The 17090-nt window shown below is 32.3% G+C and carries 19 protein-coding genes; 8 read left to right on the forward strand and 11 right to left on the reverse strand.

The features are described 5' to 3' along the window. Positions 1 to 9: 9 nt before the first annotated feature. Together AAYQ05_RS09695 and AAYQ05_RS09700 are read right to left on the reverse strand one after the other, a co-directional pair. Complete coding sequence (locus AAYQ05_RS09695) at positions 10 to 735, reverse strand: hypothetical protein (RefSeq protein WP_343542974.1); 726 nt, start codon at positions 733 to 735, stop codon at positions 10 to 12. Further along, positions 722 to 1282: an RNA polymerase sigma factor gene (locus AAYQ05_RS09700; RefSeq protein ID WP_343542975.1), complete on the reverse strand. Its 561-nt coding sequence runs from the start codon at positions 1280 to 1282 to the stop codon at positions 722 to 724. Before AAYQ05_RS09700 ends, AAYQ05_RS09695 begins: the two co-directional genes overlap by 14 nt. A gap of 316 nt (positions 1283 to 1598) precedes the next feature. Between AAYQ05_RS09700 and AAYQ05_RS09705 the strand changes: the two genes are divergently transcribed. Continuing rightward, a complete protein-coding gene (locus tag AAYQ05_RS09705) occupies positions 1599 to 2102 on the forward strand; it encodes a hypothetical protein (protein WP_343542976.1) in 504 nt (167 codons plus the stop codon). 89 nt (positions 2103 to 2191) lie between these two features. Here the strand turns inward: AAYQ05_RS09705 and AAYQ05_RS09710 are convergent, their stop codons facing one another. After that, complete coding sequence (locus AAYQ05_RS09710) at positions 2192 to 3169, reverse strand: polyprenyl synthetase family protein (RefSeq protein ID WP_343542978.1); 978 nt, start codon at positions 3167 to 3169, stop codon at positions 2192 to 2194. 160 nt (positions 3170 to 3329) lie between these two features. On the opposite strand from AAYQ05_RS09710, the gene AAYQ05_RS09715 reads away from it, so the two are divergent. Next, positions 3330 to 4193 (forward strand): hypothetical protein, encoded by an 864-nt coding sequence (locus AAYQ05_RS09715; RefSeq protein WP_343542981.1) that lies wholly within the window; start codon positions 3330 to 3332, stop codon positions 4191 to 4193. A 174-nt stretch (positions 4194 to 4367) separates the two neighbouring features. On the opposite strand, the gene rlmN is transcribed toward AAYQ05_RS09715, so the two are convergent. Beyond that, positions 4368 to 5414, reverse strand: coding sequence for a dual-specificity RNA methyltransferase RlmN (gene rlmN, locus AAYQ05_RS09720; protein WP_177210825.1), 1047 nt, complete (start codon positions 5412 to 5414; stop codon positions 4368 to 4370). Positions 5415 to 5869: 455 nt separating this feature from the next. On the opposite strand from rlmN, the gene AAYQ05_RS09725 reads away from it, so the two are divergent. From AAYQ05_RS09725 to AAYQ05_RS09750, 6 genes are all read left to right on the forward strand, one after another. Then, positions 5870 to 6430 carry a YceI family protein gene (locus AAYQ05_RS09725; RefSeq protein WP_343542982.1) on the forward strand — a complete coding sequence of 187 codons (561 nt, stop codon included), beginning with the start codon at positions 5870 to 5872 and terminating at the stop codon, positions 6428 to 6430. 300 nt (positions 6431 to 6730) lie between these two features. Next, positions 6731 to 7300 carry a YceI family protein gene (locus tag AAYQ05_RS09730; protein ID WP_343542983.1) on the forward strand — a complete coding sequence of 190 codons (570 nt, stop codon included), beginning with the start codon at positions 6731 to 6733 and terminating at the stop codon, positions 7298 to 7300. 5 nt (positions 7301 to 7305) lie between these two features. Then, positions 7306 to 8757, forward strand: coding sequence for a hypothetical protein (locus tag AAYQ05_RS09735; RefSeq protein ID WP_343542985.1), 1452 nt, complete (start codon positions 7306 to 7308; stop codon positions 8755 to 8757). A 10-nt stretch (positions 8758 to 8767) separates the two neighbouring features. Continuing rightward, the gene (locus AAYQ05_RS09740) at positions 8768 to 9319 is read left to right on the forward strand and encodes a hypothetical protein (RefSeq protein ID WP_281631245.1); all 552 of its coding nucleotides are present in this window, start codon (positions 8768 to 8770) and stop codon (positions 9317 to 9319) included. 178 nt (positions 9320 to 9497) lie between these two features. Beyond that, on the forward strand, positions 9498 to 9896 hold the full coding sequence (locus AAYQ05_RS09745) for a hypothetical protein (protein ID WP_343542988.1): 399 nt from the start codon (positions 9498 to 9500) through the stop codon (positions 9894 to 9896). 111 nt (positions 9897 to 10007) lie between these two features. Next, entirely contained in the window at positions 10008 to 10649 is a 642-nt protein-coding gene (locus AAYQ05_RS09750) for an O-methyltransferase (protein WP_343542990.1), read from the forward strand. Between the two features lie 254 nt (positions 10650 to 10903). Here AAYQ05_RS09750 and AAYQ05_RS09755 read toward each other — a convergent pair whose 3' ends face one another. The 7 genes from AAYQ05_RS09755 to AAYQ05_RS09785 form a co-directional block, all read right to left on the reverse strand. Next, a complete protein-coding gene (locus AAYQ05_RS09755) occupies positions 10904 to 11467 on the reverse strand; it encodes a phosphatase PAP2 family protein (RefSeq protein ID WP_343542991.1) in 564 nt (187 codons plus the stop codon). After that, positions 11467 to 11814, reverse strand: coding sequence for a Sec-independent protein translocase subunit TatA/TatB (locus AAYQ05_RS09760; protein ID WP_281631241.1), 348 nt, complete (start codon positions 11812 to 11814; stop codon positions 11467 to 11469). Before AAYQ05_RS09760 ends, AAYQ05_RS09755 begins: the two co-directional genes overlap by 1 nt. 153 nt (positions 11815 to 11967) lie before the next feature. Next, positions 11968 to 14211, reverse strand: coding sequence for a M1 family metallopeptidase (locus AAYQ05_RS09765; protein WP_343542994.1), 2244 nt, complete (start codon positions 14209 to 14211; stop codon positions 11968 to 11970). A gap of 66 nt (positions 14212 to 14277) precedes the next feature. Then, entirely contained in the window at positions 14278 to 14784 is a 507-nt protein-coding gene (locus AAYQ05_RS09770) for a DUF6702 family protein (protein ID WP_343542996.1), read from the reverse strand. Next, positions 14781 to 15536 carry a BamP family beta-barrel-assembly machinery protein gene (gene bamP / locus AAYQ05_RS09775; protein WP_281631239.1) on the reverse strand — a complete coding sequence of 252 codons (756 nt, stop codon included), beginning with the start codon at positions 15534 to 15536 and terminating at the stop codon, positions 14781 to 14783. The genes AAYQ05_RS09770 and bamP overlap by 4 nt, the downstream gene beginning before the upstream one ends. After that, complete coding sequence (locus AAYQ05_RS09780; RefSeq protein ID WP_343542999.1) at positions 15526 to 16254, reverse strand: carboxypeptidase-like regulatory domain-containing protein; 729 nt, start codon at positions 16252 to 16254, stop codon at positions 15526 to 15528. Before AAYQ05_RS09780 ends, bamP begins: the two co-directional genes overlap by 11 nt. Beyond that, a complete protein-coding gene (locus AAYQ05_RS09785) occupies positions 16241 to 17026 on the reverse strand; it encodes a carboxypeptidase-like regulatory domain-containing protein (protein ID WP_343543000.1) in 786 nt (261 codons plus the stop codon). Before AAYQ05_RS09785 ends, AAYQ05_RS09780 begins: the two co-directional genes overlap by 14 nt. Between the last annotated feature and the right edge of the window lie 64 nt (positions 17027 to 17090).

Raw genomic sequence — 17090 nt, forward strand, 5'->3', positions numbered from 1 at the left:
GATGATTTTTTATTCTTTGTAATTCCTATTTGCTATTGCACTTTTTACAACTTTCAAATTTTTATTAAATTTATCTAATGCAGACTCTCTATAAGATTGATTTAATTCTGTTTCAGCATTTAACAGCAAATCATTAGGATTTACCGAAACAGCTTTTCTGTTTTTTTTAATTATTTCGTCAGTAGCGTTTGTTTCAACTTTACCATTAACTTCCGCTAATAATTTTTCTGCTGAAATGTATTTGCTTTTATTTTCAGATTGGTGATTTTTACTTTCAAAAGAATTAACTATTGCAGTATCTTCTTTTAAATCATTTTTAACCGAAAGCGCTACATTATTCTCAAGTTGTTCTGAATTCTTGTTTTGATTATGAATGCCAACAGGAGCTGGCGTATTTTTCATTATTCGCTTCTGATGATGATTACTGACACTTACAACATCATTTTTATTTATTCCTACCGCATTTACAGTATCTCTATTTGTTTTTTGTTCTAAGACTATTGGTGTATCCTTTTTTATTTCTACAGTTTCAGAACGATTAAAATAAATTGTACCAACCAATAAAAAACCTACAATACTTGCTGCGATATAAAGCCATTTTCTGCTTTTCTTAGGTTTCTTTTCTTCTGCTACACTCAACATTGCATTCAATCGATCCCAGGCTTTGTCGCTTGGATCAATTTTGCGATCGTTTAGCTTTTCACGGAAATCCTTTTCAAAATTATTCGGTTCCATTATCTTGTTTTTTTAAAATAGTAATTTGTGTTTGGAGCATTTTTCTAGCGTGCGATAATTGCGATTTCGATGTTCCTTCATTAATCCCTAACATCTTGGCAATTTCATTGTGTTTGTAACCTTCAATTGCATATAAATTGAAAACCATTTTATATCCATCGGGTAGAGCATCAATTAAAAACTGAATCTGTTCCACTGTAAATTGACTGTCGATTTCATTAAAACTTTCTTCAACAAAAAATTCATCTTCGGCAAATTTTACTTTTTTCTGAACTCTTAAATACGAAATGCATTCGTTTACCATAATTCGGCGAATCCAGCCTTCAAAACTCCCTTTATGCTCAAAGTTTTTTAGATTCGTAAACACTTTCATGAAAGCTGTTATCATTACATCTTCTGCCAACTGAATGTCTTTTATATATTGACGGCATACACTTAGCATTTTAGAAGAATATTTACCGTAAATCTGTTGCTGCGCCTGACGATTGTTTTCGGCAGCCAGCTTTATGATTTTGGTTTCTTCTTGATGTAACGAAATAATTTTCATTAATAAGCTTTTGGTTTTGGTTTTAGAAATAGACTTCTATTAGCATAGACGATTGTCGATTTGAAATGGTTGCATGAAGTATGAAAAATTTTCAAAAAAAATAATTCCAAAAACTAGATTGGGTTATTGGTTCTCTTAATGTAAACTTAAGTAAACTTCTCGCATAAGAATACTAATATTTAAGCATTCTTAAATACCTTGAGAATTTCCTTAAACGTTACTAAAACAAGTTTTTTTAATTAATACTCATTTACGTATTAAAATTATTATATTTACTCCCGAAAAATTTACCAAAAACAAACCTAAACCTAATTAAATGAAAGACAAGTTCTCCTCAATTCTCGTTCTTTTTGTCGCCGTTTTTTGCTGTAAAAACTGCTCAACCGAATATATTAAAGGCGGAGACAACAAAGCAATCTCCAATTATGAAAAAATGCTTTTCGACAATTCAACAATCCAAGCGGAATTATATGATGAATATAAAGAAACTACGATTAAAATTGCCGGCATACCAATGAAGACTTATAAATTTAGGTATCATTTTGATTTGGATGGAAACACTTATGAAGGAGAACATACCTTTGATGTTGATCTTCCAAAATCAAATAAATTGACTGTTTACTATCTTAAAAGTGATCCGAATTTTAACCTTGCAAATCCAAAATCAGAATTAGCTAAGGAAAAAGAAAAAAACTCTTCTAATAGTAGCTTATATTGGGCAATTGGCTGGGGAATATTTAGCTTGATGGCATTATTTGGTGTTATCAATGAATTTAAGAAAAAACCGGAAGCCGAAACAGAAATTGAAACAGCAGAATAAAATTTACCTCATTATAAACAAAAACCTCTTTTAAAAATTTTAAAAGAGGTTTTTGCTTATATCTTAAAGTCAATTTTCTAACTAAAAAATCATTTCTTTCTCTCAATAACATAATTAACCATCAAAGTCAGCGCATCTTTATACTCAGAATCTTGGAAGTTTTGAAGTAATGCAAGTGCTTCCTGCTGGAATTGCACCATTTTGTTTTCGGCGTAAGCCAAACCATTGTTATTTTTCACAAATGCAATCACTTCTTTTACGCGTTTTTTGTCTTTGTTATGGTTTTTGATGGAGTTTATCAGCCACTTTTTTTCTTGTTGAGTACATGTATTTAAAACGTGAATTAAAGGCAAAGTCATTTTTTGCTCCTTAATATCTATTCCAGTTGGTTTTCCGATCGCCTCTTCGCTGTAATCAAATAAATCGTCTTTGATTTGAAATGCCATTCCGATTAACTCGCCGAACTTACGCATGTTTTCTACCTGAATATCATCTTCTATTACGGCTTTCGCGCCAAGCGCACAACAAGCGGCAATAAGCGTTGCAGTTTTCTTTCTGATGATTTCGTAATAAACATCTTCAGTAATATCAAGTCGACGTGCTTTTTCGATTTGAAGCAATTCTCCTTCGCTCATTTCACGAACGGCTACAGAAATGATTCTTAACAAATCAAAATCACCATTATCGATAGAAAGCAGTAGGCCTTTAGACAATAAATAATCTCCGACCAAAACAGCAATTTTATTTTTCCAAAGCGCATTGATTGAGAAAAATCCGCGACGGCGATTACTGTCATCAACAACGTCGTCGTGTACTAAAGTTGCGGTGTGAATAAGCTCAATTACAGAAGCTCCACGATACGTTCTTTCGTTTACTGTACCGCCTGAAACCATTTTTGCAGTCAAAAAAACAAACATCGGACGCATTTGTTTTCCTTTACGGTTTACGATATAATAAGTGATTCTGTTTAATAACGCAACCTTTGAAGTCATCGATTCATGGAACTTTTTTTCGAAAAGTTCCATCTCGTTAAAAATAGGCTGCTTTATTTGAGACGTAATATTCATTTAGACTCCAAATATACTATTTTAAATAAAAATACGTTGTTTATTTTAGGTTAGGATTTAAATAATTTATGTTTTAACCTGAAAAAAAACACCAAAAATAGCTCTAACTAATACTGATTTGAATTCATTAACTTAAAAGAAAACCCAAAACTATTTATTTATGAAAACAAAATTTTTATTAATTGGAACATGTATAATTACATTGTCTTTTTTCATTAGCTGTAATTCTGATGAAAAAACAAATGACGGTTCATCAGCTACGATTACAAATGACGAAATTATAGCTAATTCAAAAATCGATGCCTCTATAGAGGACGTTACTAATATTGCCGAAGATCAATTTAGCTCTCAGCTCAATGTAAATTCAAAACCAGGCGGTCCTATAAAAAATTATCTTCCAAGTTGTGCCACAATTACTACTGTTTTAACCAATAATACTTGGACAAAAACAGTAGATTTTGGCGCTGAAGGATGTACTTTGAATAACGGTAATACAGTAAAAGGAAAAATGGTCGTTTCTTTTTCGAATGATTTTACTTCTTCTACACAAACGATCAGTTACACTTTTGAAGGATTTTATCATAATGGTAAAAAAATTCAGGGAAATAAAAGTATTGTTAGAACAATTAAAGAAACCAATTTATTGGTGACGCCGCACCCAGTGTCGACAGCGGCAATAGATTTAACGATTACTTTTGATGATGGAAAGGTTTATGCTAGAAAAGGAACTCTGATAAAGGAAATGACTTCTGGCTATGATACATGGTTTGATTGGGATGATAATGTATTTGTTGTTACTGGAAGCGGCTCTACCACTTTCCCTAACGGCGATACTTTTTCGGCAGAAATCACAACTCCTTTAGAGTTTAATGCTTCTTGCAGAAAATCTTTTGCAGTAAAAGGAATTGTTTCTATTACTAAAAATGGGGCTTCGGCAACTATAGATTATGGAAACGGAGAATGCGATACTCTTGCCAAAGTAACAAAAGATGGTGTTACTGAAGAAGTTGATTTGAAAAAATAAGTATCCTTTTTGCCCAAGAAAAAAGCATTAAAAACAAGAATTATTTCTCGTTTTTAATGCTTTTTTTTTTATCATATAAAACCGATCAAATGTCCCTATGGGACATAATTATCATTATGAATATTTTTTTTCTAGCAACGAGATTATTCCTAGCGGAATATTTTTTAGCAAATATTATTCTGCTTCTTTATTCGCTAATTGTCCACAAGCAGCGTCGATGTCTTTTCCTCGGCTTCTTCTCACTTTTACAACTACCCCTATGTTTTCTAAAGCTTTTATGTAAGCCATAATTGATTCTTCAGAAGCTTGTTGGAATTCGCCATCATCAATCGGATTATATTCAATCAAATTGACTTTACAAGGCACATATTTACAGAATTTAACCAAAGCATCAACTGAAGCTTTATCATCATTAATTCCTTTCCAAACTACATACTCGTAAGATATTTTACTTTTTGTTTTTCTGTACCAATATTCTAATGCTTCTCGTAGATCTTTTAAAGGAAAGTTTTTACTGAAAGGCATAATGCGTGCACGTGTCTCATCTATCGCCGAGTGTAAAGAAACTGCCAATTTAAACTTCACATCGTCATCTGCCATTTTTTTGATCATTTTCGGAATTCCTGATGTCGAAACCATAATTCGTTTTGGAGACATTCCTAATCCCTCTTCTGAAGTAATCATGTCAATTGCTTTAATGACATTGTTGTAGTTCATTAAAGGTTCTCCCATTCCCATGAAAACGATATTTGAAAGCGGATGATTGTAATACAGACGGCTTTCTTTATCTATAGCCAGAACCTGATCGTAAATTTCTCCAGGTTCAAGATTACGCATTCTTTTTAATCTTGCCGTTGCGCAGAAATTACAGTCTAAACTACAGCCAACCTGACTAGATACACAGGCAGTTGTTCTAGTTTCAGTCGGGATTAAAACAGATTCAACGACAAGTCCATCATGAAGTCGCACAGCATTTTTTACAGTTCCATCACTGCTTTTCTGCATCGTATCAACCTTAATATGATTGATTACAAAATTGTTCTCAAGCATAGACCTTGTAGCTTTGGCTACATTTGTCATGTCTTCAAAACTGTGTGCACCTTTGCTCCACAACCATTCATAAACCTGATTTCCACGAAAAGCTTTATCTCCATTTTCAACAAAAAAATCGCGAAGCTGTTCTTTTGATAAGGCTCGTATGTCTTTTTTCTCCATTTGCATGCTGCAAAGTTAATCACTTTTGTCATTTTTTTTTGGTTTTTGCATTCATTCTTGATTAAACCTCAAAAAAACAGCTTCAAAACCAGTTTTATTTCTAGTATTTTCTAATAGTTATATTCTTTTCCTTCTTTTTTCTTGTCTTTTTTTCTTGATTTCTTTCAAAAAAATAAATCTGAAAAATGAATCTGAAATTCCAACATAAAAACACAACAAACTAAAAAACAATTATTTACAATTTTATTTTATTTACAGAACGTATAATCCCAACTACAATAAGGCTTCCCTGTCTTTACTATACCATTTTAATAAAGATTTTGCCATGATTTTTATCATTTCGTCTTCTTCTCGCGCGCGATAATTTTGGTCTAAGAAATAAGGATAGCTTTTTATTCATGAACCACTAACTGAATTTTTAAGACTTCCTTGTTTAAATGATTAACCTATACTTTATCAACATGAAAACAATTCAATCCATTTTACTGACAGTAATTTTTACAACATTTTCATTGCATTCAAATGCACAAAGAATATATACTGTAAATGCAAATTCCACTTTTGAAGTAGCAGGAACATCTACAGTACACGATTGGGTAATGAAATCTACCGAAGGAACAGGAAGTGCCAGCTTAATAATTAAAGATTCTAAACTTGCTGGTATAAACAGTCTAACTGTTTCTTTATTGGCAGAAAGTTTAAAAAGCTACAAAGCGAGCATGGACAAAGTTGCTTACGAAGCCATGGATACTGAAACACACAAAAACATTGAATATGTTTTAAAATCTGCCGAAAAAATTGATGATACAACTTGGAACCTAACAGGAGTTTATACTATTGCCGGCGTAAGCAAAGAATATAAAACTCAGGTAAAAGTAACCGTGAGTAAAGGAAGTTTCATTCTACAAGGTTCTAATCAGATAACTTTTGGCGATTTTGAAATGACACCTCCGAAAGCGGCTCTTGGAGTTGTAAAAGCAGGAAAAGATCTGACTGTAATCTTCAATATTATTCTGAGCTAAATCTTATTGCTAATGTTAAAGAATGCTTCTTTTTTAACTTTTTACTAATTCAAAGTAAATGTTAAAAAATATCAATTTAATAAAATCAAAACCCATTTTTTGCTTTAGTAATCGATTCTCTTAAAAAAGAAAACGTTGTAGTTATTAAATACCTATTTAATAAAATTTTAACAATGATTTTTATCATATCCAAAGCTGATTTATAGAAAGATCTTTGATACAAGTTAAAACAACATTCTTAGTACTAAATAGAAACTGGCCGACTATTAACTTATTTTTTCACAATATAAACATGACAAAATGAAAACAAATACATTAAAACTTTTCGTCGCTATAACAGCATTTTTAGGAATCACCTCATTAGCAACAGCGCAAAAATCATACACTTTAGATAGTAAATCAACTTTTTCTGTTGCTGGCACTTCTACCCTTCATGATTGGGAAATGAAATCGGCTTCTGGAACTGGAACGGCAACTTTAAACATTGCTAACGGAAAATTAGCTGATATCGAAACTTTGAACGTAACTCTTTTAGCAGAAAGCGTTAAAAGTGAGAAAAAAAGCATGGATAAGGTGGCTTACGAAACTTTAAAAACAGACAAAAACAAAAACATTAAATATGTTCTTAAATCTGCTGAAAAAGTAAATGAAACAACTTGGGAATTAACTGGAACTTACACCATCGCAGGAGTTAGCAAAGTTTACAAAACTTCTGTAAAAACAACTGTTACAAAAGATGGATTAAATCTTCAGGGAAGCAACAAAATCACCTTTACAGATTTCGGAATGAAGTCTCCAACAGCAATGCTTGGAACAATAAAAACAGGTCAAGACCTTACTATAAAATTCAATTTAAACTTTAATTTATAAACGCCATGAAGAAAATTTATATTCTATTCGTCACATTAATCAGCACATTTGCTGTTCAGGCACAAGTCAGTTTTGGAAACATGCAAAATCAAATCTCTAGAGGAAAAGACGGTATCAACGTTTTCGACGTACAAAAAGATACTAGAGAATTTAAAGGCCTTAGTATTGATCTTGGTGGTGCTTTCAACATGGATTTTCAAGCAACAAATTCATTCAACAACCAACCTGCTAATATTACGACTACAACTACTACTGCTACTGGAACTACCACCAGAACAATTTCAGGATATCGTTTAATGAATACTGAGAACAATTTTACTCTTCCTGCTGCTGATATGTATATTGGTGCTCAATTGTTTGATGGAGTAAGAGTAAATTTAGATGTTTATTTAGCTTCAAGACATCACAATGATTCTTATGTAAAAGGTGGATACTTACAAATTGACAAGTTAGACTTCATTAAAAAAGACTTCTTGGCTGATGTAATGAAATATGCTACCATTAAAATTGGACAAATGGAGAACAATTTTGGTGATGCCCACTTCAGAGGTTCTGATAATGGTAATACAATCAGAAATGCATTTGTTGGAAACAACATTATGTATTCTTTCACGACAGAAATGGGTATGGAAGTTTACTACAACAGAAATGGATTGGTAAGCATGTTAGGTGTTACAAATGGTAACTTAAATCAAAGTAATGAAGAAGTTTTTTACCCTACTGGACCTAATGCTAATACAACACATAGCCCTTCAATCTTAGCGAAACTTGGTTATGATAAACAGCTTAATGAAGATTTAAGAGTAAGATTAACAGGTTCTTATTACCATAATGCTAATCTTGGTAACGCAAACATATATTCTGCAAATAGATCAGGATTTGGTTATTGGGGCATATTGAATAATAATCCTTATAAAAATACTATTACTAAGACCGATGCTAGTGGTACTGTTATTTCTACAACTACTACTGATGTTCCTACTAGTTTCAGCAAAACATCTACTCCAGAGGCAACGTTCAATCCTAATTTCAAAAATTGGGCAACTACATACATGATTAACCCTTTTGTAAAATATAAAGGACTTGAATTCTTTGGAACAATCGAATTAGCTTCAGGAGGAGATAAAGCTGGTACTGACGATAAACGTACTGCTAATCAATATGCTTCAGAACTTATTTACAGATTTGGAGGAACTGAACAATTCTATATCGGAGGGAAATACAATACAGTATCTGGAAAATTATCTAATGCCGATGCTAAAAAGGTGACCGTAGATAAATTTGAAGCTAGTGCTGGTTGGTTTATGACTAAAAACATTTTAGCTAAACTAAACTACGTTAATCAAAAATATAAAGATTACTCACAATTTACAGGAGATCCTGCTACAGGAAATCTAAACAACTTTTATGGTGGTAAGTTTGAAGGTATAGTATTCGAAGCAACAATTGCGTTCTAATATAAAAAAAATGAAAACGAGATTTCAAATATTAATAATGGGTTTAGCAATGTTCTTTTTTCTAGGAAGTGCTAAACCCACTTTTTTCGCAGAAGATAACACTGTGGTAATTAATAAAATTAAAATAGAAATCACAGGAATATCTACAGTTGGCAAATATAATTGCTCTAATACCTTTGCTACAAAGGATACTGTTTATGTAAACTCCGTTAAAAAAAACACTTTTAATACCGACATTAAAATGTCAAACTTTGATTGTGGCAATAAGATAATGACGAAAGATTTGCAAGGAACGGTAAAAGTCAAACAATTCCCAAATAGTACTGTCTCTATCAGCGACATAAAACCAATGGGGAAAAATTACAAATGCAGACTAAACTTTTTCATAACCGATAAAACTCTTAAATACAAAGATTTCATATTATACAATACTGATGACAAAATTCAAGGAACACTTAGTTTAAAATTCTCTGATATTGAAATGGAACCGCCAGTAAAAATGGCCGGATTGATCAAAGTAAAAGATGATATTGTAATTAATTTCAGTTTGTATAAAAACTAATTTTTTTTTCATCTAAAAAAAATTAATGCCCAACAGCATAATTTCAAAATTTTGGCACAAGAATTGTCTAGCTCTTAAAAGAAAAATAATCTTACAAAGAGCTCAATCATTTTAAAATTTGTAATTTTATTTTCAGCCATTTAACCTTTAAGTTTCATCAACCTAAAAAAATGTAATTATGAAAAAACAAATTTTAAGTTTAGCTATTATTGCCTTATTAGCATTTGCTGTTCAGTCATGCGATAAAAAAGAAAACAAACCTGCAGAAGATGAACTAACACTAGGCAACAAAGTTGATTCTCTAACAACAGATATTGAAGAAGTAAAAGACAGTGCTGTAAGTAAAGCAGAAAGTGCCGCTACAAAAGCTAAAGATGCTACAGAAAATGCTGCAAATGATGTAAAAGACGCTACCAAAAAAGCCGCTAATGATGTTGAAAATGCTGCAAAAAAAACAGCAACGGATGTAAAAGACGCTACTAAAAAAGGAGCTGAAAAAGTAGAAAATGCTGCAAAAGCTGCAAAAGACGGAACTGTAAAAACAGCAAAAGATGTAGATGCGGCTTTGAAAAAATAAACTTCATCTAAATCCTAACAGAAACCATTCGCAAAACGAATGGTTTTTTTTATGCCTAATCGCAAGCAGATATTTTTGTATTTTTGTTTTCAAATTACAAGATACTTCAACATGCATTTTATATCTCAAGAACTAGAAGATTACATCGAACAGCATTCTGAAAACGAACCAGAATTGTTAGCAAAACTTAATAAAGAAACGTATCAAAAAATACTTTTACCAAGAATGCTCAGCGGTCATTTTCAAGGCCGTGTTTTAAGCATGCTTTCAAAATTGATTCGTCCAGTTAATATTCTAGAAATTGGAACGTATACAGGTTACGCAGCTTTATGCTTATGCGAAGGAATGCAAGAAAACGGGCAACTACATACTATTGACATCAAAGAAGAATTGATCGATTTTCAGCGAAAATATTTTGATGCGTCACCTTGGGGAGCACAAATTTTTCAGCATTTAGGTGAAGCAGTAAACATTATTCCAGATTTAGACTTAAAATTTGATTTGGTTTTTATTGATGCTGATAAGGAAAACTATTTGAATTACTGGGAAATGATTGTACCTAAAATGAATAAGGGCGGAATCATTTTATCGGATAATGTTCTATGGAGCGGAAAAATCCTGGAACCTGTTCATCCAAATGATGTTAGCACCAAAGTACTTTTAGAATACAATCAGCTTTTAAAAGATGATCCGAGAGTAGAGACGGTTTTATTACCAATTCGCGATGGATTGACGGTTTCTAGGGTATTGTAATTTTTTTAAGATGCTAAGGTTCTGAGATACTAAGCCACTAAGTTTTTTAAACTGAGAAATATATTAATGAATTTCCTCCAGCTAAAGCTGGAGGAACATAATTTAACATCTAAGGCTTTAGCCAAATTAAATAATCTTAATTTGACTAAAGCCTTTCATTTGTCCATAAAAAAACCTCCAGCTAAAGCTGGAGGCAATTAATATATAAACCTTAGTATCTTAGTATCTCAGAACCTTATCACCTTAAAAAAACTCTATCCCGGAAAATACTGTGGTTTTAGCTTTCTATAAACTAAATAAAGTAAAAATCCAAAAAGTGCCCCAAAGAAATAGCCCGTAAGAATATCACCCGGAAAATGCAATCCTAAATAAATTCGGCTGTAAGCAAAAATTAAAGGCCATAGAAATATAAACCCGAAATATTTGAAATAGCGCTTTAAAATAAGAAATAAGAAAGTTGCAACTGCCATAGTATTGGCAGCATGCCCAGAGAAAAAGCTATATGACTTTCTAACCTGAACTACTCTAATTATTGAATTTATTTCTGGATCGTTACATGGGCGCAAACGCTGAAAAGTGTGTTTGAATAAATTACAGGTCTGATCTGTAAAAGCAATAAGAATTGCAATAAAAAGCAATAAATACAGAGTTTGTTTTCCTCCTATTTTTTTATAAATAAGATAGAATAGAAATAAGAAAAATGGCGTCCAATACAATTGATTGGTAATAATAAGCCATAATCTATCGTATGTTTCAGAACCTAATCCGTTAAGAAAGATTAAAAGATCCTTATCTAATTCCTGTATTTTTTCAAGCATTACATTTGGCGTTTAATAGGTCCAGAAAGCGTGTCAATATCTTCTTTTACTTTTTCGATTTCAGTTGCAGTATCTCCTAAAAGATTCCCTGTATCTCCAAGTAAATTCGATTTTGCGTTATTAATTTCTGCATTGATATTGCCCGTAATATCAGTTAGAGATTTTGCATCAAGACCATTTGCTTCTGCTCCTTTCTGAATTTCACTTTTAATATCATTAGTTGCATTTTTTAATTGAGCCATAGCTTTTCCCATCGTACGTGCAATTTCTGGCACTTTATCAGAACCAAAAAGCATAAGCACTATAAACAATATAAAAACTAATTCTCCTCCTCCTATACCAAACATAACTTTTAATTTTGTAGTCGCAAAGATATTAAATTTTGCAGCTTAGAGTTTTAAAATTAACTTAAAAAGTCCTTGAAAATGCATTTAATTAAAAGAAAAAAGTTCATCAAGCTTTTACAAACCTGATGAACTTTTTATTCATTTTTTATTTTCTTAGTCAAATTTTGACTTTGTTTCCACTTTTGGCCAAGAGTTATTGGTTACATCAATATCTGCCGTCATCAATTGAGGATCAATTTGAATACTCTTAATTGCTTTTGTTGTAGCATAAACTTTTCTCGCTGTATCATTACTTTTTCTCCAGATTTGAGCTGGGTATTTGTAATTGTCTTTAGAGCCATCTTCATAAGTAATCTCAACTAAAATTGGCATAATCATTCCGCCAGGTTTATTGAATTCTACTTCATAGAAATATTTCGGAGATTTAATACTAGCTTTTTCTTCAGCTGTAAAAGTCTGATCTACATAATCTGCCAAAGGTTTAAAATCTTCTACTTTTAAAGCTTTTTTCTTAGAATCGCTTACTTCTGCATTATCTCCAGACACTAAATAAACAAAAGGCCCTTTTTCGAATCCAAAACGTCCTTTTCTAACTTTTACATCTTTAATGTCTGCAGTTGGAGTATCAGAAACATAATATTGTTTTACATCTTTAATTCCGATATCTACGAAATCTGTTGAGTAGAACCAACCTCTCCAGAACCAATCCAAATCTACTGCAGAAGCATCTTCCATTGTTCTAAAGAAATCTTCTGGAGTTGGGTGTTTAAACTTCCATCTATTTGCATACGTTCTGAATGCATGATCGAATAATTCTCTTCCCATAACTACTTCTCTCAAAATATTAAGACCTGTAGCTGGTTTTCCGTAGGCATTATTTCCAAATTGGTGAATTGTTTCTGAATTCGACATAATTGGCTCTAAAAACTTTTGGTCACCACTCATGTAAGGAACAATATTTTTTGCAGGCCCTCTTCTTGAAGGGAAATTTGAATCTAATTCCTGTTCTGCCAAATATTCTAAAAATGAGTTCAAACCTTCATCCATCCAAGTCCATTGGCGCTCATCTGAATTAACAATCATTGGGAAGAAAGTGTGCCCCACTTCGTGAATAATAACACCAATCATTCCGTTTTTAACTTCTCTGCTTGTTACACCATTTTCGTCAGGACGACCATAGTTCCAACAAATCATTGGATATTCCATACCTTGATCTTCTGCAGAAACAGAAACTGCTTTTGGATAAGGATAATCAAAAGTATGAGAAGAATAGCTTTTTAAAGTATGAGCTACAACCATTGTAGAAGTTTCTCCCCAAAGCGGATTTGCTTCTTTTGGATAGACAGATTCTGCCATTACAGTTCTGTTTCCAATTTTCACAGCCATTGCATCGTAAATGAATTTTCTTGAAGAAGCAATTCCGAAATCACGAACATTTTTAGCACTGAATTTCCAAGTTTTTTTCTTTTCAGAAAAACCTTTTTCAGCCGCTTCTGCTTCTGCCTGTGTTACAATAACAACAGGTTTGTCAAATGATTTTTGTGCTTGCTCGTATCTTTTTACTTGTTCGGCAGTAAACACTTCGCTTCTGTTCATTAATTCACCTGTTGCATCAATTACGTGATCTGCAGGCACTGTAATATTTACGTCAAAGTTTCCGAAAGGAAGAGCAAACTCTCCGCTTCCCCAGAACTGCATATTCTGCCACCCTTCAACATCATTATAAACTGCCATTCTTGGATAGAATTGCGCAATTACATATAATTTATTACCGTCTTTCTCAAATAGTTCGTATCCTGAACGACCGCCTTCTTTTCTATAATTATTAATGTTATACCACCATTTAATAGAGAAAGAAATTTTTTCTCCAGGTTTTAAAGGCGAAGTTAAATTAATACGCATCATGGTTTCGTTGATCGTATAAGACATTGAGCTTCCTTTAGCATCTTTAACTTGCTCAATATTAAAACCACGCTCTAAATCTTTTTTCAAATATTTAGAAGAAAAACCATCAAGTGGCAAAATTTGACTAATCTTATCACTTTCTGCTAATGAAGTCTGCGTATTTGCTCTTGCTTGATTTTGATCTAACTGAACCCATAAATACTCCAAACTATCTGGCGAGTTATTTGTATAGGTAATAGTTTCTGATCCGCTTAATTTTGAATTTTTATCATCTAATTCAACATCAATTTTGTAATCTGCTTGCTGTTGGTAGTAAGCTGGCCCAGGTGCTCCAGAAGCCGTACGAAACATATTTGGAGTTGCCAACAAATCGTACATCTGGCTAAACTTGTTCATATCGTACTTTCCCTGTTGTTTAGCAGGTGTGGTTGTTGCTTTATCCTGCGCTACTAATATTGCAGGATAAAGTAATAATAATGAAAGTTTTTTCATAAAAATTTAATGGTAATTTCTTTAGGCTGTGAAAATAGTAATTAAAACATTAATTTTATCAATACATTAATATTTTAACAATTCTTTCCTTGAAGATTCTGTAAAAAGAACACTTCTTTTAGTATCAAATGCTGAAATATGTGTAATGTTTTGCTGCTCTGAATTCCAATCGACTAAAATAGTATTTGAAATCTCAAGCGTTTTAAATTTATCAATATCCTTAATTCTGGAATAACAAACCAAAACATCATCTGCTTCAACTTCTTTAGATAAAAAAGTTATCGCTTTTGACTGCCCATTAACTTTAATTAAAAAATGTTCGGAAAGATATTTTTTTAATAATTCAACATCTGCCGGAGTTTCCTTGCTTGTACCAACAAATGTCTTTTTGTGATACTTTTTTTCCATTGCATTATTCAAATCATCAATAAAAATGCGGGATGTAATTTGCAGCATTTTTTTTTCTGCCGCATAATTTACCTGAAAAACACCAACATAAAATTTATGAAAAGCAAATGCTGAAGACAGTACAAATAAAACTCCCAGCAAAGGGAAAACTAACTTTTTTTTCATTTTTGATTAGCCTCGGCTTTCTTAAACTCTTTATTCTTATTAATCATAAAATCCATTAACTGAAACTTCTGATCTGGATCTACCATTTCTTTAGAATGCGGATCGTTTGAGCAATACATCAAGAAAAGTTCTACTTCGTCATCTTTAAGATTAAGTGTTTTAGAATAAAAATCTTTTGTAAAATTATCTTTAGCATATTCTACAAAAGCAATATCTGTAATTTCTTCTTCTCTTACTTCGTCTTTTTTACTTAAAAGCTTTTTGACGTCTTTAAAGATTCGAACAAAATCGGTTCCATATTTTATGGTCTGATCAGAAAGCATGGCATTATTTTTTGCAACAGACTGATTGTCGTCTTCAAACTGCATGTCCACATACTTCTGAGAACCGCCCTGTAGCGCTTTTACCTTTAATTCTTTGTGAACTACAACTTCTTTAAGCTGATTGTTAACCAAATCCAGCTTTACTTTTAAAAGAACCTCATCACAATCTTTTTCTGTTAAAACGACTTTTTTTGATTGAAATGTCAAGCCAGAGAATAGTAAAGTATCTTTTGGCTGCGCAACAATATCAAACAAACCACCAGAACCAATAAATGTCCTAGTATTAGCATTAATATTCATTACATAACCACTTTCTATGGCCAAAAAATCATTGATAACCTGACCATGCAATGGTTTCCTAAAACCGTTTTGTCCTACTACAAATTGACAAAATAAGCAGACAACGAGTACTCCTAATTTATTTTTCATTTTCGAGAATTGTTAGATATTTTCTTGCTAGTTCTGTGATTAAAAACATACTCATTGTTTTGTTTTTAGTATTCAAAGATACAGCAAAATCGGCATCATCTACACAAAATAATTGAAATCCTTTTATATAATCTACAGGAATTTTCAATCGATCTGTATAATAATTCTCTTCAAAAAGATACTCAAGCTTTCTAAAAAGCATTTCTTTTTTCTCTACTTTCACTTCTTTTTTCAGCATTGCAGTTCGTCCCGAAATTGCATTTAAAAGCTTATCTACTGATGTTGAAGTTGCTGTATAAACCTTTCGTTCTGCTGGTGTGTATTTTTTTTGTCCATATGGAATAATTCCTAAATTTTCGGCAGTTATATTCGCATTTTCATTCACAACAACCTCTTTCAGCTCAACCTCTTTAACTTCCATTTTTACGACTAATGTATTCGGATATAAGTCTCCTGCTGTAATTCTGCGCTTTTGCGGTTCTAGATTTACTGCAGAAAAAACCAAAACATCACCTTCTTTGGCCATCAGTAAAAAATTACCTTCAGAATCAGAAACTGTTGCCACTTGAGTTGTATTATTTACAACATTAACCCCTTCAATCGGAGTAGATTGTTCTACCACTTTTCCAACCAATTGTTTGAGATCATTTTTTTGTCCAAACGCAAATTGAACAAAAAACAGAAGAATATTTATCGATATGATTTTATTTATTCTCACCAGCAATCATTTCTTTATATTTTACAGCTAATTCCCCTAAAAGGAATTCCGTCGAAGTTTTATTTTTAGAATTTAAAATAACCGTAAACTTCTCATTTTCGATAGCATAATATTCAAACCCTTTGACATAATCTGCTGGAATCTTTAATCGGTCAACAAAGTGCTCCAAACTAAACATATTCTCTAAAAGCCTCATAAAAAACTCCTTTTTCTCTACCGCAACTTCTTTCTTAAGCATAGCCGTTCTACCTGAAAAAAAATTCAGCAATGGATCTGCAGAAATAGAGCCTCCAGCCATAAGAGAACCTTCGGCCGTTGACCCGCTATTTGCCGTCGGATTTAATGCCGTTGCGGTCTGCAATTTACGCTCTGCCGCAGTATATTTCTTTTGTCCAGAAGGAATTATACCTAAATTTTCAGCATTAATATTACCATATCGCTTAACCACAACTTCTTGCAATTGATACATAATCATACTAAGATTGACAGAAAAATTCAGATTTGAAAAATCCTCTTGTTTCAGTAAAACTCTTTTTTCTTTAAAACTTATCGAAGAAAAAACCAGAACATCATCTGGTTTTGCAGAAATCGAAAAAGCCCCCAAAGCATTTGTTGTCACAGTTTCTTCTGTTTGCGCATTAATTACATGAATCCCTTCTAAATCTGAAGTATTTGAAACCACTTTACCGTTAAAAATAGAGCGATCCTGACTTTGTGACCAGCAAGCCTGCCCTACTACAATAATTAAAAAACAAGTAATTTTCTGAAACAAAATAAAATAATTTAAAAATATTCTTAAAACGGTAAAAATATCCTAAGTCGTTCCAAATTTAATA

The organism is Flavobacterium movens (genome assembly GCF_039581425.1).
GTDB lineage: Bacteria > Bacteroidota > Bacteroidia > Flavobacteriales > Flavobacteriaceae > Flavobacterium > Flavobacterium luteolum.

Coding starts and splice junctions, on each gene's coding strand:
- AAYQ05_RS09695 (WP_343542974.1), bottom strand. CDS start 735: ATGGAACCGAATAATTTTGAAAAGGATTTCCGTGAAAAGCTAAACGAT.
- AAYQ05_RS09700 (WP_343542975.1), bottom strand. CDS start 1,282: ATGAAAATTATTTCGTTACATCAAGAAGAAACCAAAATCATAAAGCTG.
- AAYQ05_RS09705 (WP_343542976.1), top strand. CDS start 1,599: ATGAAAGACAAGTTCTCCTCAATTCTCGTTCTTTTTGTCGCCGTTTTT.
- AAYQ05_RS09710 (WP_343542978.1), bottom strand. CDS start 3,169: ATGAATATTACGTCTCAAATAAAGCAGCCTATTTTTAACGAGATGGAA.
- AAYQ05_RS09715 (WP_343542981.1), top strand. CDS start 3,330: ATGAAAACAAAATTTTTATTAATTGGAACATGTATAATTACATTGTCT.
- rlmN (WP_177210825.1), bottom strand. CDS start 5,414: ATGCAAATGGAGAAAAAAGACATACGAGCCTTATCAAAAGAACAGCTT.
- AAYQ05_RS09725 (WP_343542982.1), top strand. CDS start 5,870: ATGAAAACAATTCAATCCATTTTACTGACAGTAATTTTTACAACATTT.
- AAYQ05_RS09730 (WP_343542983.1), top strand. CDS start 6,731: ATGAAAACAAATACATTAAAACTTTTCGTCGCTATAACAGCATTTTTA.
- AAYQ05_RS09735 (WP_343542985.1), top strand. CDS start 7,306: ATGAAGAAAATTTATATTCTATTCGTCACATTAATCAGCACATTTGCT.
- AAYQ05_RS09740 (WP_281631245.1), top strand. CDS start 8,768: ATGAAAACGAGATTTCAAATATTAATAATGGGTTTAGCAATGTTCTTT.
- AAYQ05_RS09745 (WP_343542988.1), top strand. CDS start 9,498: ATGAAAAAACAAATTTTAAGTTTAGCTATTATTGCCTTATTAGCATTT.
- AAYQ05_RS09750 (WP_343542990.1), top strand. CDS start 10,008: ATGCATTTTATATCTCAAGAACTAGAAGATTACATCGAACAGCATTCT.
- AAYQ05_RS09755 (WP_343542991.1), bottom strand. CDS start 11,467: ATGCTTGAAAAAATACAGGAATTAGATAAGGATCTTTTAATCTTTCTT.
- AAYQ05_RS09760 (WP_281631241.1), bottom strand. CDS start 11,814: ATGTTTGGTATAGGAGGAGGAGAATTAGTTTTTATATTGTTTATAGTG.
- AAYQ05_RS09765 (WP_343542994.1), bottom strand. CDS start 14,211: ATGAAAAAACTTTCATTATTATTACTTTATCCTGCAATATTAGTAGCG.
- AAYQ05_RS09770 (WP_343542996.1), bottom strand. CDS start 14,784: ATGAAAAAAAAGTTAGTTTTCCCTTTGCTGGGAGTTTTATTTGTACTG.
- bamP (WP_281631239.1), bottom strand. CDS start 15,536: ATGAAAAATAAATTAGGAGTACTCGTTGTCTGCTTATTTTGTCAATTT.